Annotated in this window: 19 protein-coding genes; 7 read left to right on the top strand and 12 right to left on the bottom strand. The window is 66.6% G+C overall.

What is annotated here, in order from left to right:
• Nucleotides 1-816: 816 nt before the first annotated feature.
• Together G3I65_RS22855 and G3I65_RS22850 are read right to left on the bottom strand one after the other, a co-directional pair.
• Nucleotides 817-1,089, bottom strand: coding sequence for a hypothetical protein (locus tag G3I65_RS22855; protein ID WP_160697916.1), 273 nt, complete (start codon nucleotides 1,087-1,089; stop codon nucleotides 817-819).
• Between the two features lie 26 nt (nucleotides 1,090-1,115).
• A complete protein-coding gene (locus tag G3I65_RS22850) occupies nucleotides 1,116-1,397 on the bottom strand; it encodes a hypothetical protein (protein ID WP_160697915.1) in 282 nt (93 codons plus the stop codon).
• Between the two features lie 628 nt (nucleotides 1,398-2,025).
• On the opposite strand from G3I65_RS22850, the gene G3I65_RS22845 reads away from it, so the two are divergent.
• Both G3I65_RS22845 and G3I65_RS56510 read left to right on the top strand, forming a co-directional pair.
• The gene (locus tag G3I65_RS22845; RefSeq protein ID WP_239071388.1) at nucleotides 2,026-4,260 is read left to right on the top strand and encodes an RING-H2 finger protein; all 2,235 of its coding nucleotides are present in this window, start codon (nucleotides 2,026-2,028) and stop codon (nucleotides 4,258-4,260) included.
• Between the two features lie 646 nt (nucleotides 4,261-4,906).
• Complete coding sequence (locus G3I65_RS56510; RefSeq protein ID WP_203612470.1) at nucleotides 4,907-5,167, top strand: hypothetical protein; 261 nt, start codon at nucleotides 4,907-4,909, stop codon at nucleotides 5,165-5,167.
• Between the two features lie 340 nt (nucleotides 5,168-5,507).
• On the opposite strand, the gene G3I65_RS22835 is transcribed toward G3I65_RS56510, so the two are convergent.
• The 5 genes from G3I65_RS22835 to G3I65_RS22815 are packed head-to-tail and all read right to left on the bottom strand — an operon-like array spanning nucleotide 5,508 to nucleotide 11,505.
• Complete coding sequence (locus G3I65_RS22835; protein WP_160697913.1) at nucleotides 5,508-6,632, bottom strand: peptide synthetase; 1,125 nt, start codon at nucleotides 6,630-6,632, stop codon at nucleotides 5,508-5,510.
• Complete coding sequence (locus G3I65_RS22830; RefSeq protein ID WP_160697912.1) at nucleotides 6,629-7,666, bottom strand: NAD(P)-dependent oxidoreductase; 1,038 nt, start codon at nucleotides 7,664-7,666, stop codon at nucleotides 6,629-6,631. Before G3I65_RS22830 ends, G3I65_RS22835 begins: the two co-directional genes overlap by 4 nt.
• Nucleotides 7,663-9,555, bottom strand: a complete 1,893-nt coding sequence (locus G3I65_RS22825) for a fatty acid CoA ligase family protein (RefSeq protein WP_203612469.1) — start codon at nucleotides 9,553-9,555, stop codon at nucleotides 7,663-7,665. The genes G3I65_RS22830 and G3I65_RS22825 overlap by 4 nt, the downstream gene beginning before the upstream one ends.
• Nucleotides 9,552-10,433: a hypothetical protein gene (locus G3I65_RS22820; RefSeq protein WP_160697911.1), complete on the bottom strand. Its 882-nt coding sequence runs from the start codon at nucleotides 10,431-10,433 to the stop codon at nucleotides 9,552-9,554. Before G3I65_RS22820 ends, G3I65_RS22825 begins: the two co-directional genes overlap by 4 nt.
• Before the next feature lies 1 nt (nucleotide 10,434).
• Nucleotides 10,435-11,505: a 3-oxoacyl-ACP synthase III family protein gene (locus G3I65_RS22815; protein ID WP_203612468.1), complete on the bottom strand. Its 1,071-nt coding sequence runs from the start codon at nucleotides 11,503-11,505 to the stop codon at nucleotides 10,435-10,437.
• Nucleotides 11,506-11,818: 313 nt separating this feature from the next.
• On the opposite strand from G3I65_RS22815, the gene G3I65_RS22810 reads away from it, so the two are divergent.
• The 5 genes from G3I65_RS22810 to G3I65_RS22790 all read left to right on the top strand — a co-directional run bounded on the left by G3I65_RS22810 (nucleotide 11,819) and on the right by G3I65_RS22790 (nucleotide 19,017).
• Nucleotides 11,819-12,946, top strand: a complete 1,128-nt coding sequence (locus tag G3I65_RS22810) for a GNAT family N-acetyltransferase (protein WP_160697910.1) — start codon at nucleotides 11,819-11,821, stop codon at nucleotides 12,944-12,946.
• 125 nt (nucleotides 12,947-13,071) lie between these two features.
• Complete coding sequence (locus G3I65_RS22805; protein ID WP_255481933.1) at nucleotides 13,072-14,106, top strand: hypothetical protein; 1,035 nt, start codon at nucleotides 13,072-13,074, stop codon at nucleotides 14,104-14,106.
• On the top strand, nucleotides 14,103-16,601 hold the full coding sequence (locus tag G3I65_RS22800) for an acyl-CoA reductase (RefSeq protein WP_160697908.1): 2,499 nt from the start codon (nucleotides 14,103-14,105) through the stop codon (nucleotides 16,599-16,601). The genes G3I65_RS22805 and G3I65_RS22800 overlap by 4 nt, the downstream gene beginning before the upstream one ends.
• Nucleotides 16,598-17,845 (top strand): phenylacetate--CoA ligase family protein, encoded by a 1,248-nt coding sequence (locus tag G3I65_RS22795; RefSeq protein ID WP_160697907.1) that lies wholly within the window; start codon nucleotides 16,598-16,600, stop codon nucleotides 17,843-17,845. The genes G3I65_RS22800 and G3I65_RS22795 overlap by 4 nt, the downstream gene beginning before the upstream one ends.
• 221 nt (nucleotides 17,846-18,066) lie before the next feature.
• Nucleotides 18,067-19,017: an SDR family NAD(P)-dependent oxidoreductase gene (locus tag G3I65_RS22790; protein ID WP_160697906.1), complete on the top strand. Its 951-nt coding sequence runs from the start codon at nucleotides 18,067-18,069 to the stop codon at nucleotides 19,015-19,017.
• Between the two features lie 124 nt (nucleotides 19,018-19,141).
• On the opposite strand, the gene G3I65_RS22785 is transcribed toward G3I65_RS22790, so the two are convergent.
• The 5 genes from G3I65_RS22785 to G3I65_RS22765 form a co-directional block, all read right to left on the bottom strand.
• Nucleotides 19,142-19,495: a hypothetical protein gene (locus G3I65_RS22785; protein ID WP_160697905.1), complete on the bottom strand. Its 354-nt coding sequence runs from the start codon at nucleotides 19,493-19,495 to the stop codon at nucleotides 19,142-19,144.
• Nucleotides 19,496-19,691: 196 nt separating this feature from the next.
• Nucleotides 19,692-20,501: a hypothetical protein gene (locus tag G3I65_RS22780; RefSeq protein ID WP_160697904.1), complete on the bottom strand. Its 810-nt coding sequence runs from the start codon at nucleotides 20,499-20,501 to the stop codon at nucleotides 19,692-19,694.
• A gap of 341 nt (nucleotides 20,502-20,842) precedes the next feature.
• Nucleotides 20,843-21,469: a response regulator transcription factor gene (locus G3I65_RS22775; protein WP_160697903.1), complete on the bottom strand. Its 627-nt coding sequence runs from the start codon at nucleotides 21,467-21,469 to the stop codon at nucleotides 20,843-20,845.
• Between the two features lie 236 nt (nucleotides 21,470-21,705).
• Nucleotides 21,706-22,098, bottom strand: a complete 393-nt coding sequence (locus G3I65_RS22770) for a PAAR domain-containing protein (protein ID WP_160697902.1) — start codon at nucleotides 22,096-22,098, stop codon at nucleotides 21,706-21,708.
• A gap of 18 nt (nucleotides 22,099-22,116) precedes the next feature.
• Nucleotides 22,117-23,391 carry a hypothetical protein gene (locus G3I65_RS22765; protein ID WP_160697901.1) on the bottom strand — a complete coding sequence of 425 codons (1,275 nt, stop codon included), beginning with the start codon at nucleotides 23,389-23,391 and terminating at the stop codon, nucleotides 22,117-22,119.
• Nucleotides 23,392-23,574: the final 183 nt, after the last annotated feature.

Below are 23,574 nucleotides of genomic sequence, written 5' to 3'. Positions count from 1 at the left end.
ACCACCACTCGCCCGAACCAGTCGTCGGTCTCGGACCTGACCTACGTCCGCACTGCCGGCGGCTGGGTCTACGTCGCGTTCATCCTCGACGTGTTCGCCTGCCTGATCGTCGACCGGCAGGTCGCTTCCAGCCTCTGGATCGATCTCGCTCTGGACTCCCCGCAGACGGCGATCTGGCGCCGATCCCGCGGACCGGTCCATCGCAGCGGCCGCGAAGTGCAATACCGCGCCATCCGCCTGAATTGTCGTCTGCCCCGGTGGCTGAGCTGCGCAGGTTCTACGTCATCGACCGGTAGGTGTCCCGATTGGACCGGCCGTCGTGGGCGTCGGCGCCGGCCGGTGCACCGGCGACACCTTACGTGTTGACCACCTTGCGACCAGGCATTCCGCCCACACGCACCGTCGCTGCCCGAATGGAGGGGCCGCCCGGCCCTGTCCGGGGACAGCTGCTGCGGTCGGCGTCGAGGTTCCCCCGGGTGCGGACGTGCAGGAAACGGTTCCCGCCCGGCACGCCTTCTCGGACACCAGGCGGGTATGGGTGACGCCTAACCTGTTGAGTACTGCGAGGAGGAGTGATGGAGGAGGGTTCCTGCGTGAAGCTTACCGGGCGCAAGTCAAGGAGGGCGAGGGCGATCCGGCCGGCTTGGTCGAGGGTGTTCGCCATGCCCGCCGAGACCATGAGGACCGTCGGCGACCTTGGTCCGGTCTCTTGTTTCCGCGGCAGACTGGCGCTGGCTCAGATGCGGTGGCGGGCAATGCTGCCGCTGAGGCCGGCCCGGAAGAGCTTGAACCTCGACAAGCGGTTCTTCGCGGTAATCAGGTCGGCTGGGACGGTACTGCGGCGGGCTGGCCGACGTACCGAGCCGATTTCGTCGGTGCCGCTGCGGACGCGGCCATTCCGGCTTCGTCCGAGATGCTGACGGTGGAGGCTGTCCCGGCGGAGGTGCTCCGGCCGCGCCGATAGGGCAGGAAGCGGCCGCCGAGCTCGCCCAAGCGCTTCCTGCTGACGGAATCGATGCCGCGTCGACCGACCCGGCCGTCCTCAACGAAATCATCGATGATGACCACATGACCGAGCCGGGAAAGCAAACTTTTTCCAGCAGGCGTTATCCAGCTTACCTCAGAAACAGTTCCAGCAGATCCACGACAATCCGAGTCGTCTTGCACAACGACCCAGGAAGAAAACCGCCTTCAACGAGAACAACATCGAGATCCTCAAACGCCGGCCGCGCCACTACGCGGTCACTGAGGCCAGCGACGACTTCGTCAAGATACTCAACCACTGCCAGCACGCCTACGACGACACCACCATATTGGATGCCATCGCGTACATCCAAGAACTGTACGGAGGACCACAGCCTGCCCAGCCGCAACAGCAACAGGTGGCCGATCCGCAACTACCAATGCCTGCTCCCATCAATTTTGGGTCACCGTCACAACAATGCGTTTCGTCGTCAAATCCGGCACATTCTAGCGAAGACCGTGTTTAACAAGAACGGCTGCGTTCCGATCACGAACAACCCACTGAAGGAAACCGGCAACGGGATCGCCGGGCCCCACCAAGCCAGACCAACGGCGGCACCGGAGGCCCCACCGTGTCCGACGACACCGACTCACTCGCCAGCACGGGCGCGGACACCCTGACATTGCTCGGCTGGCCAATCCCGCTGCTGCTGGCCGGGATCCCGGCGATGGTTGCGGACGACGCCTGACACGAAGGACACGCCCCTGACCAGGCGATAACGAAGCTGGGCATCTCGTGAACGCGGCACCTCTCTGCGCCAAGCATCCCGGGTCCGTTGATACGGATGTGGGGAGGCGGCCGGGATTGGCGCTGTGTTCGCCGGGACCGTCGGACCGTGCGCTGAGTTGCCCGGTTGGCCGTCGTTTCGTGCACTCGTGATTGCCCAGCGCCGGTCGAGCATGTTGTCCGATCTCATTAGGCTCGGTGCTGACCGATTTGGCTGTCTTGCAGCCTGGCCGGTGGCGTCATGGGCAGGGTCAGCATCCAGCGCGGCCCAGGTGATGGAAGGTTCGGACAGCATGCCAACAACAAGGCACTTCGACAGCCCCTTTGACGAGGGCCTCGGCTGGTGGAGCGCGGTAGATGACAACAGCTACGAGCGCTGCTTTCTCCAGAGTGATGTTGAGCCCGCTGACCCCAATGTCGCAGGCCTGAACTGGATCACCAAGACCGAGTACCTCGCCATCCGAGGCCGCTTCGACAGCCCGGATGAGGTGGGCCAGGGCTGGTGGTGTGTGCTCGATGAGAACACCGGCGAGTCGTGGTATCTCCAGAGTGATGTTGAGCCCGCGAATCCCAATGCCGAAGGCCTGAACTGGATCACCGCCGCCGCCTACCGCGCCATCCGGGGCCGCTTCGGCAGCCCCAAAAACGTGGGCGAGGGCTGGTGGCGTGCGATCGATGAGAACACCGACGAGCCGTGGTATCTCCACAGTGATGTTACGCCCGCGAATCCTAATGCCGAAGGCCTGAACTGGATCATCGCCACCGCCTACCGCGCCATCCGAGGCCACTTCTCCCGAGACGTGGAGAGCGCGGGCCGGGGCTGGTGGTCTGCGACCGATGAGAACACCAAGGAGAAGTGGTATCTCCACAGTGATGTCAAGCCCGCGAATCCCAATGCCGAAGGCCTGAACTGGATCACCAGGACCGAGTGCATCGCCATCCGGGGCCGCTTCGGCCACCTCACGGACCTGGGTTCGGGATGGTGGCGGGCGGCCGATGACAATATCTTCGACTACTGGTATATCCACAGTGATGTCGAGCCGGCTGACCCCAACGCCGAAGGCCTGAACTGGATCACCAGGACCGAGTACATCGCCACCAGGGGCCGCTTCTCCCGCGTGAAGCGCGCGGGCGATGGCTGGTGGCGCACGATCGATAGGAACACGGACCAGGACTGGTACCTCCACAGTGACGATCGGCCCGAAAACCCCAATGCCGAAGGCCTGAACTGGATCACCCGTTATGCCTGGAGCGCCAGCCTAGAGCGTGAGTGGGCAATCGACGCCCGAGGGCGCTTCGGCAACCTCGAGGGCCTGGGCCCGGGATGGTGGCGCGCGACCGATGACAATATCTCCCGGGACTGGTATCTCCAGAGTGATGTCGAGCCCGCTGACCCCAACGCCGAAGGCCTGAACTGGATCACCAGGACCGAGTACATCGCCATCAGGGGCTGCTTCTCCCGCGTGCAGCGCGAAGCCCCGGGCTGGTGGCGCGCGATCAACGGGAACACGGACCAGGACTGGTACCTCCACAGTGTCGATCGACCCGAAAATCCCAATGCCACGGGCCTGACCTGGATCACCGCCACCGCCTACCGCGCCATCCTGGAGCGCGATCGAGCAGCGGCGCGGGCGCGGGGTTCTCGGGAGTACCCGCTGGGCCAGGCACCCGACTACGACGCGTTGCCTGCCGGGGACACGGTGACCCTCACCTCCGGCGGCGCGGTCAAGACCGCCGATCAAGCCCTGGTCGACACGTGCATCATCTGCCAAGACAACTTCACCGAGAACTCCGAGATCGCGCAGCCGGCAGGAGGCTGCCCGCACTACTTCCACTGGGCCTGCCTCGCAGCCTGGGCCTACCCGCAAACAGCACTCCTACAAGACAACCCGAACATCGTGCCCACCTGCCCCACCTGCAGGCAGCTCCTGCGCAGCCGCCCCGGCGAAACCCCCGAGCGGACACCGCTGAAGATCACCGCCATCACCCAAACCACCACACCCGAGACCGCCGCCACCCCTGAAGACGCCACCACGCAGATCGGCCTGCGGTCCGAGGACGGCAACTACTGGTGGGACGGCACCCAATGGCAGCCGATCCCCCAGCCCCCCGAACCGCAGCAGCACCCCACGGACATCACCGCGGGTGACACGCCCGAGCAGCAGGCGGCGCCGGTCAGCGCCGACGCGGCCCTCCACTACGTGACACACACCTACCACGACACCGTCGAGGACTCCGACGAGCGCCGCAACCTGTTCCGCTGGTCCGGCGACCCAGGCCCCATCAGTGGGGTGACCATCACCCTGGCGGCCGACGACGACGGCTGGCTCGACAACCAAACTCTCCAGACCCACGGCGACCCCACCGGCCGCTCCGGCGAGTGGATCTGGCAACTGGAGATCCGCGGCCTAACAGTCGAGAACCGAACCGCCACCGTCCCGGCTCGACTGTGCACAGACCCCACCACAGCCATCGCCTGGATCGAATTCGACCCCGGAACACTCCCATAACCACGGCCCGGCACGCTCAGAGAATGTCTCACCCGGCAAGCTTCTTGCAGCAGGTGACGGCGTCGTCGCCGCTGGTCCAGGGGGCAGCAGGGGAACGGAAAGCGGCCTGAGATCAGGACCGGAATCGGCGACGAGCGGCGATTGAGCGTGCCGTACGCGTTCCCGCGCTGATCGGTTCGGCGATCCTGGCGCTGGTGGCTGTCAGGTTGGGAGATGTGGCCGTGCTTGTTCGGCGGAGCCGGCGGTCTCGTGGCGGTGCTGGTGGTGGCGCGTCGCGTGCCGCCGGTGATGGTCGGGGTGTGGCTGCTGACCTGTGTGGCCCCCTGGTAGTGGGTGCTGCTGACGGGCGTCGCGGTCACGGGCGCCGGGGTGGCTGCGCTGGTGCGGCCGCGGGTGCGGCGCTGGCAGACGGCGGGGGCGCTCGCACTTGGGGGTGGTACTGGTCGCTGCGGGGTCGGTGATGCTGACGGTGGACGCGGCCCGGCAGGAACGCCAGGCACAGCAGGAACTCGATCAAGCCCACGGATGAAGCGATCGCACGAACCCTCCCCCACACCCCGGCGAGCATGGTCAACTTCCTCGCTGAGCACATTGCCCGGTTCAACCCGGATGACCGGCAGGCGTGTTCGGTGTTCGCCCCCCCGATGTGCAACGGCAATTCGCCGACGCCTGGCACGTGCCGGACTGCCCAGCGGCGCTCCGCGTGATGGCAGGCGAGGTCACCGCACGGGGCGACTACGTGAACAGCCTGTCCCTCCCCGGGCAGGCCACGACGTCCAACGGCACGCTGTCGGTCGACGCGTGCCAGCTGGATTTCAGCGGGCTGACCGACGACACACCGCACGCCAACCCCGGTCCGCACATCGGCGTCCTGACGCTGGCACAGCAGCAGGGACAGGGCACGTGATCGTCGGCTACCGGCGGTGCGCCATGTCGTGCACCCACCAGCCCTCCCACGACAGAGAACCCCTCCGCCCCATAGGGCGAAGGGGTTCTCTGCTCTGCAGGCCGAACACCTCCGGGATAGCGCGACGCACGCTGTGGTGATCCTGTCTGCCAGCTCCTCGATATCCGCGCAGCTCCATTTCGAACAGTAGGTCGGCCAGCGCTTGCGTTGCCGCATCGGCCACGCTGTCGTCCATCCCCATCCCGTAGTGGGACAGCCGGAACCGGAACGGTGCGAAGTCCGGGGACTCTCCCATGACGAACACCCACAACTCCGCCGTGGGGTCCAGCGTTCTGCCCGGTCACCCGCGGATAGCGCTGGGTGACAACAGCTCCTCGATCTGGTCCAGCAGAGCTTCAGCCTGGCTCGCGAGACCCGCGCCGCCGGCGCAGCCCAGTGTCATCTCGGTGCGGCCGTCGCATTCGGTGACGACCAAGGACAGCGGCGTAAACGGCGCGTCAACAGGTAGCGCATAGGCGGTCGACGCGGTGAATCCCTCGGTGGACAGCGCCGCCAGGTCGATCTTGCCGAGGTGGGAGATGATCGCGGTCGCCAGGTTGCGGTCCAGCCGGGCGCTGACCGGACCCAGCACGCGGAGTGTCCGGCCCAGTAGCCCGATCGGCAGCCGCGTAGCCAGCCGTTCGGTACCACTCGTCAAGTCCAGCCGTCGAAACAATGCGCCGAGCAGCTGCTTGTCAAGTTCGCGCCAGTCCTGCCCAGGCCGGGCATCCAGGAAGATCGGCAGTGCCAGGTTTGCGGTCGAGTCGATCGTGGCATCGTGCCGCCGCAGGTCGACCGGCACCAGGTAGCTGGCGTGCCCGTGGCCGGAGAAGCCGGTTGTCGCGGCGGCGAGCTTGGCGACCAGTCCGGGGTGGATTCCGGCAATGGTGCGTCGCCGAACCAGGAAACCCCGGCCCCGCCCGCTGAACGGAGATCGGCTGCGCAGCGGACGGTCCGAAGTTCCGCCACCGAAGCGGTCCACGAGTTCGAAGTCGGTGGCCTCGGACAGCGCGGGAACCGGTGGTTCGGCACGCAACGCGCGGAACACCTCATGCGCCCAGCGGAGCGCACCTCGCCCATCCATGGCAGCGTGGTTCGTCCGGAACACCACACCGTCCGGCAGAGCCAGCACCTCGCAGGTCGGTCCGTCGGCGGACAGCGGCCGCCGCAGCGCCGCCGACTCGAACCGGTCCTCGTCAATCGATCGGATCTCACGTACCGGCGGCGCCAGTCCACTGTCCACCCAACGGCGGTCGCGCCGGACCAGACGGGACCCGGGACAGGCGTCCCCGGCCGCGGCGACGGCGCGGCGCAGCGCGGCGCCGTCGATCGTTCCCTCTCCCCGCACCACGAGCTGGATCACCAGAGACCCCGCTGCCAGGTAGAACCACTCGGTCGGCGAGATGGGCCGGGTGAATCGGTTCACCACGTCCCTCCGGCATACGCTTCGACGCCGCCGGCCCGCTGGATCCACTCGGCGAGCCGGATCAGGCCGGTTTCCTGGTCCACCCGGGGTCGATAGCCGAAATCACGTTCGGCCGCGTCGATGGCATAGGTCGACGACCTGGTCAGCAACGTCAGCTCGTACCTGGTCAGCGGCGGCGGATACTTGTTGCCCAGTAACGGAATCCGCCACACCAGCTCAACGGCGCCCGCCAGGACGTCGACTGCTCGAGGTGGGATGGACCGGCTCGGTGGCCGCCCGCCGAACATCTCCGCCAAGCGTCGGAGCAGACCCCACACGTCGGTGCGCTCGGCGTCGGTGACGAAGTATGCCTTGCCGCCGACCCGGTCGGACCTGGCCGCCAGCAAACACGCGTGCACCGCGTTGTCGCAGTGGCACATCGAGGCGAACGTGGTCCGGCCGCCGGACAGGTCCGGCAGCCGCCCGGCTCGCATCTTGCCGACCAGCTTCGGCATGAAGCCCCGACGGTCCCGCGGGCCCCAGATCGCGCGCGGACGCAGCGCGCAGGTGACCAGCGTGCTGGAGTTCGCGGCCAGCACCCGCTGCTCGGCGGCGGCCTTGGTCTCGGAATAGCGGTTGTAGTACCGCCGCGGGTAGGGCTGGCTCTCATCGATGTCGACTAGATCGCCTGCCCGCGTGTCCATCAGTGCGCTCGGACTGCTCACGAAGACGAACCGCGACACTCCATTGCGCCGGGCGGCAGCCAACAGCCGCTGTGTGCCCAGCACGTTCTCCGCCCAGAACTGGGCGCGGCTGCCGTGGCCGGCGACACGCGCGGCGGAATGGTAGATGACGTCCACCCCCCGGGTCGCCTCGAGCAGACCGTCCACATCGCACAGTTCGGCCGTGGCCAGCTCGACCTCGGGCAGCGTGCGCAGATGCCGCAGGTCGCTGCTCTGCCTTACCAGGGCGGTCACCTTGTCACCGGCGGCCAGGCACCCCTCGACGAGGTGACCGCCGAGGAAACCGGACGCGCCGGTTACCAATGCCTTCATCGCCTTCCTCCGGGAAGCCGTTTCCACCAGGTCGCGCCGAGCAACATCGTCAGGAAGACGGTCGTGCGCGGCCGGCGGCCCGCCGGGCGGGCCCGGGAGAGAGCGACGGGAATCTGCAGCCCGTGCACCACCACACTGAGCAGGACGTCTATCCAGAACAGCGCCTGGAGCGCCGGATTTTCCAGCGGCCAGACCAGCCCGTACAGCAGATACGCCCAGCCGGCCAGCGGCACCAGCCAGAGTGCGTTCGGCCGCACTCGTGGTGCCGCGGCCCACTCGGCGAGCAGCTCGCGGCCGATCTTGGCGTTGTGCCGGATGTCCACCGGGAACCCGGGATGGGGCCGGAAGTCCCTGATGTGCTCGGTGACTTGCTGCCTGCCACCCAGCTCGCGAAGTTCGGCTGTGATCCTGGGGAGCTCGCGCCGGGGTGTTCCCGCTACGGGCTCGAAGCACATCACCGGTCGCCCGCCCACTTCGACCAGCGCGGTCCTGAGCACATCGGGGTGGGCGTTGAAGACCCCTTCACAGCACACCGAGAACAACGTGCCGTCCGCACTGTCCACGCGGTGGGTTTTCCTGCCGCAGAACCAGATCCGCCCCGCTGCGTCGATGCGGGCGAGGTCACCGGTGCGGTGCCAGCGCCGGGCGCCGTCATGGATCTTCGCGCGGATGTCGTTCACGGGAGACCCGTGATAGCGGTTGCTCACGTGGTCACCGGCGACCACCAGCTCGCCGACTTCGCCAGGCGCCGTGAGCAGGTCATCCGACCACTGTGTCAACGGCTTGTCGGTGATTCGCACGGTGCGCACCTCGATGCCCGGCACCGGTCGTCCCACGCACGTACCGTACCCGGCTTGGGTGAGCTTCCTGGTCCCGTCAAGGATCTCCGCGGCGCTGATCGAGGAGATCGGCAGCGCTTCGGTGGCGCCGTAGGTGGTCATCAGCAGCACGTCCGGACCGAGCGCGGTGCGCGCGCCGTCCACGACGGAATCGGTGACCGGCGCGCCACCGGCGATGACACGGCGTAGCGCCGGCAATGTCCGACCGGTCTGGGCCAGGTGCTCGGTGAGCGGGCGCAGCAGGGCAGGCGAGGCGAACATGGTGGTCACTTCGAACCGTGCCATGACGTCCGCCAGAGTGGCCGGGTCGGCGTCCGCCACCCGGGCCGGATCGAGCGGAGCCAGCACCGTGGTGGCGCCGATCAGCAGGTCGAGCAGCCCGAACAGCGGTACCGTGGCCAGCGAGACGTCCTCCGCGCAGTGCCCCTGCGTCCGCTCGACCTCCTGTGCCATGGCCACCAGCGTGCGGTGGGTGTACTCCACGCCCTTCGCCGGTCCAGTGCTTCCGGTGGTGAAGTTGATGACCAGCAGGTCGTCCTCGCCGATCTCGGTCGTGACCTGGCCGGGTTCACCGGTGTCGAGATCGGCCAGCGTGTGCCCGCCCCAGAACCAGCGCCGGCCCACGGTGACGCGCGCCTTCAGCGCGCCGAACACACCGGGGTTGAGCACCCGCATGGCGTGCGCGGCCGGAACACCGATGAACGCCTCCGCCCCGACCTCGCGGTAGCAGTGCATCATGCGCCTGAGCCCCATGCCGGGATCGACGATCACCGGCACAGCGCCGACTTTGAACAGCGCGAAGGCCAGCACGAACAGCTCCGGCCCCGGCTTGACCATGAGCACGGTCTTGACTCCGCGATCGATGCCGATCCGGCGCAGCCCGGCGGCGTAGCGGTCGGACCGCGCGTCGAGCTCGCGGTAGCTCAACCGCTCGAAACCCGCTCGTACCGGGAAGACCACCGCGTCCTTGTCCCGAAAGGCCGCGGCGTTGGCCCGAAGCAGCCGCGCCACACCGCCCGACTTCATGTCCGCAGCGGACGGCGTGCTCATTTCAGGCTCCGGTAAACCGAGCACGCCGCGGACAGCCCGGCGCCGGCGGCGAGGAACAGCAGGGGGGCACAGTCCGCGTGGTCCAGCTGCTGGTAGGCGAGGGTCAGCGCGGAGGAATGCGGGTCACCCGCCACCCCGTCGGCGGTGACCACAGCTGCTTTGGCCACACCGACCCGGTCGGCGAGCAGCGTGCCGAAGTCGTGGCTGGGCCGAGAGCAGACCAGCGTGGCCTCGGCCAGGTCCACGTCCTCCTCCCGAGCACAGTCCGCGACAAGTCCGGCGGCCAGCTCGACAAGGCGTGGAACGTAGTCCTCGTCCTGCTCGACGGTGATCTGTTCGCGGCCGCTGGTGCCCATCACCGCGGTGTCCAGGTAGCCTCGGACACCGGCCGCCCCCGGCGCGGAAGCGGTCCGCACTGGACCGAAGCCGCTTTCCCGGTCCACCGCACGCGCCAGCAACATGGCGGCACCGAGCGTGGCGTACGGGAATCCCTCGACGTCCTTGGTGGACGGATGAACGTCACCGGAAACCACGAGGACGTGTTCCGCGGTGCCGGTGGCGAACGACGCCTGCGCGATCTGGACGGCGTTGAGCAGGCCGCAAGCGCCGTTCATCAGGTCGAAGGAGAACCCGGGCCGGGCCGTCGGGCCGGACGCGTAGTCGAGGCTCATCCCGACTTCCTTCTGGATGATCGCCGCCATGGCGGGCTCGACCATGTTGGCGTCCCGGTACACCCCGGTGTTGATCAGGATGTCGACCTGGTCGTGGTTGACGCCGACCCGGTGAAGGCATTCGGCGGCAGCGATGGCGGCGTGCTCGACGGAGCTGCGCACGACGGGGTCGGCGCTGACGGCGGTCGCCTTGATCACGGCGCTCAACTCACACCTCCAGTGATGTGATGGTGGCGGACAGGAAGCCGGTCACGACCCCGGAAGCAGCCGGGACCAACAGGAACTTCTTGGTTCCGGGCAAGGAGTTCAGGTGCTCGGCCAGCACGAGAAAATGAGAGGTGCTCGCGGTGTTGCCCAGCCGTTCGAGCACGTTGAGCGTCTCCGGCATCGGCACGCCGAGCACGACCTCGTTGACGTGGTTGAACAACTCCACCGCCTTCGCACCGATCTGGTGCTGGACGATGTAGTCGAACTTCTCGTCGGCGAAGGTGGTGCCTCGCTTGGCCAGGAAGTCACCGAGGAACGCGGGTGGAAGCCGGAACCGGTCCTCGTTGTGCATCCGCCGGTTGTCCGTGTACAGGGCGACGCCCTGGCTCCGGTCGCTGGGCATGCCCAGGCAGAGCTCCGAGTACTCCGCGCAGGTCATCAACTCGACGTAGTGGATCCGGTCGGCGTCGTCCACCGCACGGTCCATGATCACGGCAGCGGCCGAGTCGCCCACCGACAGTGAGGCGAACTGCAGGTCGTAGGGCTCTCTGATCTCCCGCATCGCGGTCTCGGAGATCGTGGTGATGCGCTCGCCGCTGACCACCATGCCGTTGCGGACGATGCCGGCCTTGATCATCCGGTCCAGGATCTGGACTCCGGTCATCATGCCGGCACAAGCGTTGGAGACGTCGAAGTGGATCGCTGGCGTCGCACCCAGTTCCTTGGCGAGCAACAGTGCGAATGAGGGCTCGAAGTAGAGCTTGTCCCCCTCGGCGAAGCGGGTGATCGACGCCGAGATCACGATGTCCAGATCCGCGGCGCGGTAGCGTGACCGGCTCAGACAGTCCCTGGCGGCCATGGCTGCGACGGTGAACGAGTCCTCGAAGTGACCCGGCCGCCGGTCGTGGACCCGGCGCTCACGCACGCCGGTGATCCGGTGCAGATCGAACTGTGGCTCGGTGGCCATCCCCTCGATGACTTCATCGGTCGACATGACGGTGGCCGGCAGGTATCTGCCGAGGGCCTCGAACCGGCTGTGTGCCGCGTCGGCGAGCGGCGCTTTGAAGTCCATAAGCAGCGAGACAAACAGAACAATTCGGATAGTTCAAGCGCAAACGGCAAACAAACCACACCATGCGACACTCATCACACAGAAAGTAGGGCGGCGGCAAATGAGAAGACTCGATCCACCCTGGTGATTCATCCGCCGTCTCATCCGATCAGACGATGCCGATCAGTCCAGACCTTCCCCTATTTTCACTTCGACGACATTGGGGCAACGCCCCTCGTGAGAGCAGTCACCGACCTCGCTTTTTCCGGCGCGAACCGAGTATCCTCGCGTGTACATCACTTGCGATCGCAATACCATTCCGTGAGGAGAATTGGTGACGGCCGAGTTCGAGCCTGCTCGCACGGACGACGTGGAAGAACTGCACTCCCTGTTCCACACGGTGTACGGCGGCAACTACGCGATGCCGTACGGCACCGACAAGGACGTGATGGCGGCGGAAATCGCCGCTGACACGACCACCTGGCTGGTGCACCGTGCGCGCGGCCGGATCGTCGCTACCGTCCTGGCGCAGGTGGCACCCCAGGACCGCATGGCGAAAATGCAGGGCCTGGTCGTCCACCCCGAGGCGCGTGGGAACAGCCTTGCCCGCAGTGCGGTCGGCGCCCTGAGCGAGGACCTCCTTGCCGACGACGGCATCGATTCGGCGTACGGCACCGCGCGCACCATCGGCACGGCTCCGCAACGGATCATGCTGGCCAACGGTTTTCACGGACTGGGCATTCTCCCCAACATCCGCAAGGCAGGACGGCACGAGACGATGGCCCTGCTGCTCCGGCACCGGGAAGGCGTACTCGAGCTGCGATCACCCGTGGACCGAGTGCCGGCCGCGCTGCGCCGGATCGTGCTGGCGGTCGAACGGACCATCGGGTTGCCGAAACTCCCGGAGTTCGTGCCCGCCAACGAGTACGCCGAATTCGCGTCCGACGCGAAGATCGAACTCGTCGACGCACCGAGCTTCGTCCGGCGCACCTTCGACCTGCAGGTCCGTGACCCCTACCGCAGGTTCTACCCGTTCCACCAGCCGAACGTCCTGCTCACCGAAGAAAGTGGCGCGTTCGATCTCTACGCGCACATGTCCCGTCGCGACGGCTATTGCACGATCGTGGGAGCCACCCCGAGCGGCCTCGCGCTCGCGCCCCACCTGGAACCGTTGATCACACTGCTGAACGCGTCCGGGGCACTCTACTTGGAGACGATCGTCCCGCTGCACGCGTTCGAAGAACTGAGCGCGCTGCTGGCCCATGGTTTCCTGCCCGCCGCGATGTACCCCGCCATGCGCCGGGAAGACCGGGTTTTCCACGACTACGTCGTGATGACCCGCACCATGGAGCCACTCGACTTCCGCGGCCTCGCGATCGACAAAGCCTTCCGCCCCTACGTCGAGCAGTACATCGACCTGTGGACGCAGCGCCACCTCGACACCAGTGGAGTATTCCGGTGAACCGTCACCTGACCGACCCGGCGACCGTGCCGGACCCCGTCAGCCTGGCCGGTGTCCAGCGCTTGTGCGACGTCATCGACCCGTACCGCCACGACGCGCTGACCGATGACCTGTTCGTCACGGCGATGAACGAATCGAACGACTGGCACGCGGGCCGGTCGCCCTTCTACCGGAGTCTCTCCGCCGGACTCGAGCCGTGGGCGTCAATCGCGGACATCCACCGCCAGCCGTACGTGCACGCCAACTTCTTCAAGATGCACGAAGTGCTGTCGGTACCTCGCGAAGACATCGCCGCGCACGCCACTTCGTCCGGGACCACCGGGCAAAAATCGCAGATGTTCTGGGACGATTGGACAGTGCGGTCCGGCCAGCAGATGGTAGCGCGGATCTTCGATCACTACAGCTGGATCGACAAGCGAGAGCCCGTGCACTACCTGCTCTACACGAACGAACCGCAACCGGGCCTGCGTCTCGGCAGCAGCCGGACCGGCCAGTTCCTGACCGACTTCGCGCCGATCGCCTCGCTCAGCTACGGTCTCGCGCACACCGGAAGCGGCCACGAGTTCGACGCGTTCGGCGCCATCCGCGCGCTGCAACGCTTCGCCGAAGACGGCGGGCCGGTGCGGATCTTCGGCTTCCCCGCCTTCCTGAGCTTCACCCTCGACCGGATGGCGGCCATGGGCATTCCGCCGCTCCGGCTCAACGAACGCTCGCTGGTCCTGTTCGGTGGTGGCTGGAAGGGAAACGCGGACAAACAGCTCGCGAAGCGCGAGCTTTACCCGCGGATCAGCAAGCAGCTCGGCATTCCCGACGAACGGATTCGTGACGGGTTCGGCTCCGTCGAGCACAGCATCCCCTACATCGAGTGCGCCCGCCATCATCTGCACGTACCGACCTGGGCGCGGGTCCTGACCCGGTCGGTTCGCACTTTGGCGCCCCTGCCGTTCGGCGAACGCGGATACCTGCAGTTCGTCTCCCCGTACATCACCTCGGTTCCAGCGCAGAGCGTGCTGATGGGCGACCTCGCTTCCTTGCACACACCGGAGGAATGCGGGTGCGGAACAGCGACGCCGTGGTTCGAGGTCCACGGCCGCGCCGGGATCTCCCGCAACCGCAGCTGCGCCATCGCCGCCGCTGAACTCTTGAAGGACAAAGCGTGAGCAACGACCATTACTGGCAGGGGCGCTGGGTCTGTGACGAGAAGGCCGCTGATCTGCTCGAATCGCTGGAAGAGAGCGCGCAGCACGTGCTGTGCGGCGACCGGCTGACTCCCCTCACCGTCATGCGCGCCGCCGAAACGCTGGCCGCGAAGCTGTCCCGATCCGACGATCACCTGCGCGTGTCCCTCGCCGGCATGCTGGCCGACCACGGACTGCCGTCCGACGAGATCGACAGCACCTTCGCGGCGCTGGCGACGGCACTGAGCCGGAACGAACTGGAACGCAAGGTCAACCGTGAACTGGGCGGCCTGGAGTCGGCGAGGCTGACCCGGTTCGATTTCCGGGTCCCGGTCTTCGAGGCGTGGGTCCCGGTCGGCCTCCTGACACACATCGCCGCGAGCAACGCCCCCACAGTCGGCGTACTCAGCGCCGTCGAGGGGCTGCTGACGGGCAATCTGAACGTCATCAAGATCAGCGGCACCGACTCGTCGTTCACCGCGGAGCTCCTCGCGGCGCTGGCCGAGCAGGATCCCACCGGCCTGATCGCCGGACGGCTGATCGTGCTGCGCTTCCCCTCCACGCGCAAGGACTGGCTCGAGCGCGTGATCAAGCCAGCGGACGCGGTCGCGGTCTGGGGTGGCGAGGAAGCCTTGGCCGGCATCGCCGAGCTGGTGCGACCCGGCACCCGCATGATCGACTGGGGACCGAAGCTCTCCTTCGCCTACCTGACCCGCGACACCTGGTCGGCCAACGACGTCCTCCACGGCATCGCAGCCGACATCTGCCGCCTCGACCAGCAGGCCTGCTCCAGCCCGCAGGTGATCTACCTCGATGCCGAAGACGACTTCGAGGTGGTCGCGTTCGCGCAGCGATTCGCCCGTGTGCTGGCGGCCGTCGTCCAGGGCGGGCAACCACGGACGCCTGACGACCAGGAGTGGGCGGAGATCAACAACACGACCGTGGTCGCCGAGCTGGAACAGCACCTCGGTCTCACGAAGGTGCTCACGGCCGGTGACGGATCGTGGCGGGTCCTGGCCGACCGTCGTCCCGCGCTACGCGCATCACCGCTCTACCGCTCGGTGTGGGTGAAGCCGCTCCCGCGTACCAAGATCGCTGCCACCCTCCGGCCGATGCGCCGCTACCTGCAGACTGTCGGCCTCGCCGCGTCCCGTCACGACACCGCTGTGCTCGCGCGCGCTTTTCTGAGCACCGGCGTCCAGCGGGTGAGTACACCGGGGAAGATGCTCGCCGGATACGCGGGTGAACCACACGACGGCGTCTATGCCCTCCAGCGGTACAGCCGGCGGGTCGACGTCCAGCTCGACGATCGGTTCGACACCGACACCGCACTGGACGATCTTGTCGAGGCCGGCGAGTTGCCGGTGCCGGCGGTCCGGGTCACCCCCAAGTCCAAGTTCTGGACGCTGCAGTCCGGCGACGGCGAAGTGTTCTTCCTGTCCGGCGGCAGCTCCGGCGCACCCCAGCTCTCGTCGTTCACCTGGGCCGATTACGCCGAGCACATGCGGATCGGCGCGGAAGCCATGCTCGCCGGCGGCCTGGACCCCCGCACGGACCGGGTGATGAACCTGTTCTTCGGTGGGCGCATGTACGCCGGGTTCATCAGCTTCTTCTCCAGCCTCGAGCGAATGGGCGCGGTCCAGTTCCCGATGAGCGCCGACCCCGCCCGGCTCGAGGAGATCGCGGCGTCGATCGTCGACAACAATGTGGACACTCTGGTCACTTTGCCGAGCTTCGCCGTGCTGCTGTTCACCGAGCAAGCCGAGCTGCTGCGCCGCTACCGTGGGGTGCGGAAGATCTTCTACGCCGGCGAGCTGTTCAGCGAACACCAGATCGCCTGGCTACGCGAGCAGTTCGGGATCGAAACGATCCACTCCGCGGCGTACGGCACGGTCGACGCCGGACCGCTCGGCTTCCAGTGCCAGGACTCGCCTGCCGGGGTGCATCACCTCTTCAGCAACCTGTACACCGTCGAGGTGCTCGACCAGCAGCTGGACAAACCCGCGCCGGCCGGCTCGATCGGCAGGCTGGTCATCACCGCGCACACCCGGCGGGGGCAGCGGATCGAGCGCTACGAGATCGGCGATCTCGGTCGCCTGGTCGGTGAGCCGTGCCCGTGCGGACGGCGGACCCCGCGGGTCGAATTGGCGGGCCGGATGGGTGACGTGTTCCGCATCGGGTTCCAGACGTTAAACTACCGGAAGCTCCAACGGATCGCGGAGGAAGCGTTCGGCTACTCGGGTGCCTTCCAGATCGTGCTGGACAACGGCGACCGCATGACCCTCAGGATGGCTTCCGGCGAGCCGGACGAGATCGTCCGCGAGTTCATCGCCCGATCCGGCCAGCTGGCCGAAGCCGTGATCGTCGGTGGCCTGCACCTGGCGGCCGAGATCACCGAACCCAGTACCTTCAGCCGCACCCCGACCAGCGGCAAGGTCATCGCCGTCGTCGACAACCGCTTCCGGAGCGCGAAATGACCGATAGTCTCACCGAACTCGTCGAATTCACCCAAGCGAACTCCCCCTTCTACCGCCACCTGTATGCCGCCGCCACCAGCCCGGTTCGCCTCGCCGACTTGCCGATAATCGACCAGGCTGAGTTCTGGGCCGCGAACACCCTGCACGACAACCGGTTGCTGACGGGCACCCCCGGCGACGGGGTGATCTTCAAAACGGGCGGCACGACCGGGAAACCGCGCATGTCCTGGTACACTGCGGACGAGTGGAAGGACATGTGCCGGACGTTCGCCACGGGGCTGGCGCCGGCCGGGGTCCGACCGGGCGACCGGGTGGCGAATCTCTACTACGTCGGCGAGCTGTACGCAAGTTTCATCTTCACCCACAATGTCCTTCAGGAAGCCCCGTTCGACGTGCTTCAACTGCCGATAGCGGGCAATTCGCCGCTGTCGTTCACCGTCCCCGCGCTCCAGGATTTCGCCGCCACGGTCGTCGCCGGTTTCCCGACTTCCCTTGTGGAACTGGCACAGCGGGTTCGCGAAACAATCGGCACCTTGCCGGCTGTCCGGCTGCTCCTGTTCAGCGGGGAGCCGTTCTACGACGACCAGCGCGGTACCCTCGCCGAGGCTTTCCCGCACGCGACGATCAAGTCGATCGGTTATGGCAGTGTGGACGGTGGCGCACTGGGCGCGCCGGTCGCCGAGAGCGACGACGTGCGGGTGTTCCGCGCCTTCCGGCCCACTCGGATCATCGAGGTCGTCGACGTCGAAACGGGCCGGCCGATCGAGGAACCAGGACAGCCGGGGCGCTTGCTGCTCACCGACCTTTCACGGAGGCTGATGCCGATGATCCGGTATCCGCTCGGTGATCTCGGCGAGTGGGTCGACTACGGCGAAGGCACCTACCGCCTGCTCGGCCGCGCCGATGAAAGCGCCCGGATCGGCCTGGTCAGCCTGAACCTCGCCCCACTGCGCACAGCCGCCGCCGAGGCGACCGACGCCCCGATCGACGGATTCCAGGTCGTCGTGCGGCGGTCAGCCACCGGCGACCAGCTCATCCTTCGCATCGCCGCCGACGTCCCGGACCGCGACCGCGCGACCAGGACCGTACGGGCCAAGATCAGCTCGATGTTCCCGCGGTTCGCCGACCAGGTGGCCAAAGGCGCCATCGCGCCAATGGCGGTCGAATGGGTCGCCCCGACGTCGATCGTCACGAACCCGCGCACGGGCAAGGCGCTCCGCCTGATCGACGAGCGCCCCATCTGAGTTCGATCACATTGCCAGTTTCCCTGGCGCCACCCGAAAGAGAACCCCTTTGAATGACCCGTGACGGTTCCCGCAACCTTGCAGGACACCGGCGAGCGGTCCTGCCGCGTAGCGCGGCCCCGAAACACCCCTCTGACCCCCGCACCCATGCTCACACCGCGTGACGAAGAGTGACACCACCACCGCAGACCGACCTCATCAACGACACAAGGCAGGCAGGCATGACCGCGCAGCAGCCCATCGGCTCCGGCTACGGAGCCGACACCACCACGACCGACGTCCTGGCCGATGTCGACCTCACCGGAAAGCTCGCCGTCGTCACCGGCGCGAGCTCCGGGTTGGGCTTGGCAACAGCCCACGCGCTCGGCGACGCCGGCGCGACCGTCATCGCCGCGGTCCGCCGGCCGGAAACGGCCGCCCAGGCCTTCGCGCAAGCCGATCGGGTCGAAATTCGCCCGCTGGACCTGGCTGACCAGGCGAGCGTGCATGCCTTCGCGGACGAGTTCCTGGCGAGCGGCCGGGAACTCGACATGCTCATCAACAATGCCGGCGTGATGCTCCTGCCCGAAACCCGCGTCGGCCCCGGCTGGGAAGCGCAGTTCGCCACCAACCACCTGGGCCACTACACGCTCACGAACCGGCTCTGGCCGGCGCTTACCAGCGGCCGAGGCGCTCGCGTGGTCTCGCTCAGCTCATTCGGGCATCGCTACTCCGCGATGCGCTGGGACGACGTCATGTTCAAGGCCGGATACGACAAGATCCTCGCCTACGGGCAAGCCAAGACGGCGAACGCGTTGTTCGCGGTCCATCTCGACACTCTCGGCCGTGAGCACAATGTGCGCGCGTTCGCCGTCCACCCCGGCGGCATCATGACCTCGCTCCAGCGACACATGTCGCAGGAAGAGATGAGGGCCGTCGGCTGGGTCGACGACCAAGGCAACACCGCCTCGAGCTTCAAGACCCCCGCACAGGGTGCCGCTACCCAGGTCTGGGCAGCCACTTCCCCGAAACTGGCCGATGCCGGCGGCGTCTACCTGCAGGACTGCGACATCGCTCCGATCGTCGAGGACGACGCGCCCGGTGTGCGGCCGTATGCGGTCGACCCCGAAGAAGCCGGGCGGCTGTGGGCCCTGTCCGCACAGCTGACCGAAGTCGGACTGACGTCTCGGTGAGCGTTCATTGTCTACAGCGATGTTGTAGCTGATCAGCGGCGGCGCCCCGGGGAACCAGGACAGCCGGGGCGCCTGCCGCTCACCGACCTTTCACGGAAGCGGCTTCCAGGTCGTCCTGCGGCGATCAGCTCTCCGCCTGATCGACGAGCGCCGCATCTGCGCCGGTCCTGAAGAATAGCTTCGCGAATTCTCTTGCCATGATCAGCCGAAAGTCCACCCAACTCCTTCTCCAGTAAGCCGGCGAGAGCACGTACATCCTGAAAATGGTCATATCACGCCTTTCAGGAAAGCGCATCGCCTGCGTGCCCGATTGCCCCTGTGCTTGAATCTCCCGCAGAGACGGTAGAGAGATGGGTGTCACATTCTGATTATAGAACCCGCCTGCGTTTTGCTGCGTCGCGCGAAGATCCCCGCTCGACAGGTCTCCGAATACGCGCCCCAAGGCATCCCCGAACAAGCTCGACTGAGGGTTGTTCATGATTCCTCCAGCACCTCTGCGGCGTCTTTCGACTGATCACATGGCCGCCAGGACCGACACGAGCAGCAACAGCAATTCCGCAGCCAAGGTTTTGGCGGGCTTCGCCAACCAGGGCAGAGTATCCGCACGCAGAGTACGGTGTCGACATCGTCCACTCATTCCCCCTCCCAGCACGGCACAACAGGACAGACCAGGACTACAGGAGCCGGCAGCGTTCGCGAAGGCGCTCCTTGAAATCCTGCTCGAGGTCGAGTTGGAGTCGCGCCAGGTCCTTGACCAGCGCCGCCCTGCGGTCGAGGGTGTATCGCCCGCTGCTGTCACCCTGATAACTTCGCCGGTAAACGTACAACTCGCCGAATTTTTGACACTGTTCGTACTCTTTGAACCGGCCATCGCTGTCCGGGTCGAATGCCGTGTCCCGCTCGATCCAGCTGCCCGTGTCGAGATCCGTTCCACACAACAGCACATCGACCAGCCGGCTGCCGAGCTTGACCCAGTGGCGGTTCTCGAAGACCCAATGCGCCCCGTCGACATTGCCGAACTGCCCGTCGACCGCTTCCCCGCCACCCACGACGAAGATGCCCGTCGGCCTGCTCTGGACACTCGCCGGCTTTTGCTCGTAGAACACATTGCACACCATCGCGGCGGCACGCGAAACGGCGCTGCAGTCACCGCTGTACTCGCCGTTGAGCAGCCTCTCCGGACCGACGCTTCTCTGCGTATACCGGAAGCCCAGTCCCTTGAGGTTGGCGACGAATCGCTTGATGAAGACGTCGTAGCCGAGGTGGGACCCGAGTCCAGCACACAGTGGTGCGTCCATGATGAAGCTCCGCCGGTCCTGGACCCAGGACGCCACATCTCCACCGCTCCCGACCTGGTCCGGCCAGGAAATTTCCCAGAGAACTTCATCCACAAGTTTTTGGCGACGATCCTCTGGGATCGCAGCAAATTTTGGGCAGCTTCCGAGTAGTTCGTCCGCAGCGCCCCAAAGGCCGACCTCGACCATTTCGATCTCCTGACAGCGTCGAGGGGCCGCCGGCTCGCGACCAGAGTGTCGAACGCAGCCACCTGCCAACCCGCCAACCACCGATCGAGCACCACTGCCGTGAGCACTGACCGAAGATTCTTCACCGCGGGCCACCTCGCCCGCTTCCGCCCACGCTCTCGGAAATCATCACGAGAACGCCTTCCATCAGCTACTCACTCCCATGAGGACCAAGCCAGCTGGTAGTGCCGATTTCGCGACTCGCTTACCCGGCGCAGCTCGCCGACGGGCAGTTCTGCCCACCCGGCGACGTGCCCGTTCGGGCCACGACACTCGGGCCGCCTTGCCGGCATGCCGGCGCGTCAGATCAGCCCTTCCCGCATCGCGAACGCCACGGCGTGCGCGCGGTTACGGAGCTGGAACCGGGCGATCACCGCGTGCAGGGCGTTCTTGATCGTTCGCTCGGAGTAAGCGAGCTTGTCCGCGATTTCCTTGATCTCCAGCCCCTCCGAGATGAGCCGCAAGACATCAATCTCCCGATCGGACATTCCGGACAACTGCAGTCCGCGCGGCTCCAGCACTTGCCGCTGCAACCTGGACACCTGGTCGAGCAGCCGGCCAAGCAGTTGCGGAGACAACACACCGTTGTTCTCCGCCGCCTGCGTGACCGCGCCGACGAGCCGTTCGGGCGTGGCGTCCTGCCTCAGCACGACACCGGAGACGCCGACCTCGATCGCGTTGAGCAGGGCCGTGTCGTCGATGACGGTAACCACGAGCACGACCTGGCGAGACCGCTGCGCGCGCAGCTCCCGGATCAGCTGCAGTGCGGCTTCCCCGGCCGTGTCCGCCACGAGCAGCACGACCGGCGACACGTTCTGCTCGGCCGGCTCGACCAGTCGCAACTCGGGCCGGGACCTGAGCTGGGCCTTCACCCCGAGTTCAGAAATCGGATCCAAACCTACGACTTGAGCTGAGATTCGTTCCCGCATACCACCCTCCGCAACTCTGAGTGATCATTTACTCGGAGTATCAGAGGGCCGCTCAGCAACCGCTCAACACGAGACACCGCGTTGAGCGGTTGGCAGGTAAGCAAAGAGTGCTCGGCAGGTGAACTCGACCCCGTCCAGCTGGGCAAGTACGCACCGTCATTGACTAGGGGCCGATTGGCCTAATTCCCTCACCCGGGTGATGGAATGGCCGTTGCCGGAGGTCGGGTCGCGGTGGGTCAGCCGAACAAGACGGTTCCGACCGCGATCACCTTGCCGATGGGCAGCGGGACCGGGTCGTTGCAGGTTTCCGCGACGTCACCCGCCCGCGCCGCGGGCACGCCGTTGATGAAGACCGTGGGACTTCCCGTGACGATCGACGCTTCGTTGGTGGGTGGCTCGGAGAAGGTTCCATCCGGTGGCAGGTGGGGCGGCTCGTTGATCGCCACGCTCCCGACCACCGCCGCCGGTCGCCCGTTGACGAGAACGTCAGGACTGCAGTCCACGCTGATCGCGCCGTCGAACGGCAACGGGGTGGGAACAGGCGTCGGCCCGGCCGGGCTCGGGACCAGGATGATGTGGGTGTCCACGGCCACGACCCGGTCGCCTAGCTTGGCGGCGGGAAATGTCATCACACGCTCCTCATGGGGTCAGCCCGAGCTGGTGACCGGGCCGACGACGGTCACCGACGGTGTGCAGGCCACCTGGGTATTGCGGCAGGTGACAGCGACCACCAGGTCCTGCCCCCCGGAGAAGACCCAGTTCGGCTGGACGGTTCGATCGCTGAAGCTCTCCAAGGCGAGCGAAAGCAGCAGTTCACCATTTCGCCGGATCACGATCGTCCCGGTGTCCCGTGCCGGATTCTGCAGGCGCACGGTGGCCGCGGTCAGCGTGGTCCCGGACGGGACCGGGTACGAGAACAACTGCGGGTCTCCACCCGAGGTCGGCCTGGCGCTGGTCAGGACCCGGATCGTGCGCGTCACCGTCGTGCCGCCTTGCCCTCCGCTGGTCGGTTGCGCTCCGGATGAGCCCGGAACCCCACCGCTGGAATTCGGCACGCTCTGCCCATCGCTTCCGGGCACTCCGGACGACGGCACGCTGGACGGCGCGGAGCTACTCGTCAGCAAGCTCACGGGCGGCGCCGACGACGGGGTACTCGGCAGGGCTGAGCGCGCGGTCGAGATCGGCGTGCTGGCCAGCACCGTGTTGAGCATGACGACCGCGGCGAGCAGGAGGCCGACCAGCATCGCGAGAGCCAGCAGCAAACCGCGGGGCAGCAACTGGCGCTGGACCATGATGCCGTTGAGCGGGATGGGGTCCTCGCCCTCCGGTAAAACTGTCGCCTGAAAGGCCAGCGTTTGGTCATTACCCTTCAAGAATGTTTTCTTGGGCCGGACCTTCAGTTTGACGAAGGTCGCGGTCCCCGGTTCCGCGATGACTGCGTCCGGGGTGATCCGGATGTCGAGTTTGTCGTCGGGATCAGCGGCGAGGACGTTCAGCCAGAGCGGTTGGTTGCCCAGGTTGTCGACGACAGCGGTGTGTTCCCCGGCCCGCCGCCCACGTGACGACCGCGGCACCAGTTCGGTGACGAGCGACGTGAACGGCTCGACCGTCACCGTGCCCTCTTCGACGACCGACCCCTCCGGGTCTTCCCGGGAAATCACCTGGACCGCGAAAGGGACCTCTCCAGCCGGCACCTCGGGTGAACGCGGCGGGGTGAAAACGAGATCGACCAGCTGTTCGGTGTCCGGCAGCAGGTTGACCGACGATGGCTCCACCCGCGTCCACCCGGCCGGCTCACCGATCACCACGATCCCGAACTGGTCGACCACCGGACCGGTGTTCCGCACGCGAACGCGACAGTGGGTGTCGCGACCCGGGCTTGCCGACGTCGCCGTCGCGGACACCACCACGCTCACGGCCATGGCCCCAGTCTGCCGAGTGGGAACTCATGCCTCCATGCTCAGTCAGTCCGTGTCCCGGACACGATCGGATGCCCAGACGGGCACTCGCTGTGCGCGCCGAGCTACGTTCAGCGGACGAAACACGCTTGTAATTCCCCACCTGATCTCGCCGCAACATCGCCCGCAAATGGCGTTACTAGCACA

The sequence above is a fragment of the Amycolatopsis sp. SID8362 genome (assembly GCF_010550475.1).
GTDB classification, from domain to species: Bacteria; Actinomycetota; Actinomycetes; order Mycobacteriales; family Pseudonocardiaceae; genus Amycolatopsis; species Amycolatopsis eburnea.
Note: the sequence above shows the minus strand (reverse complement) of the source record. Positions and strands in the feature narration are given on the sequence as shown.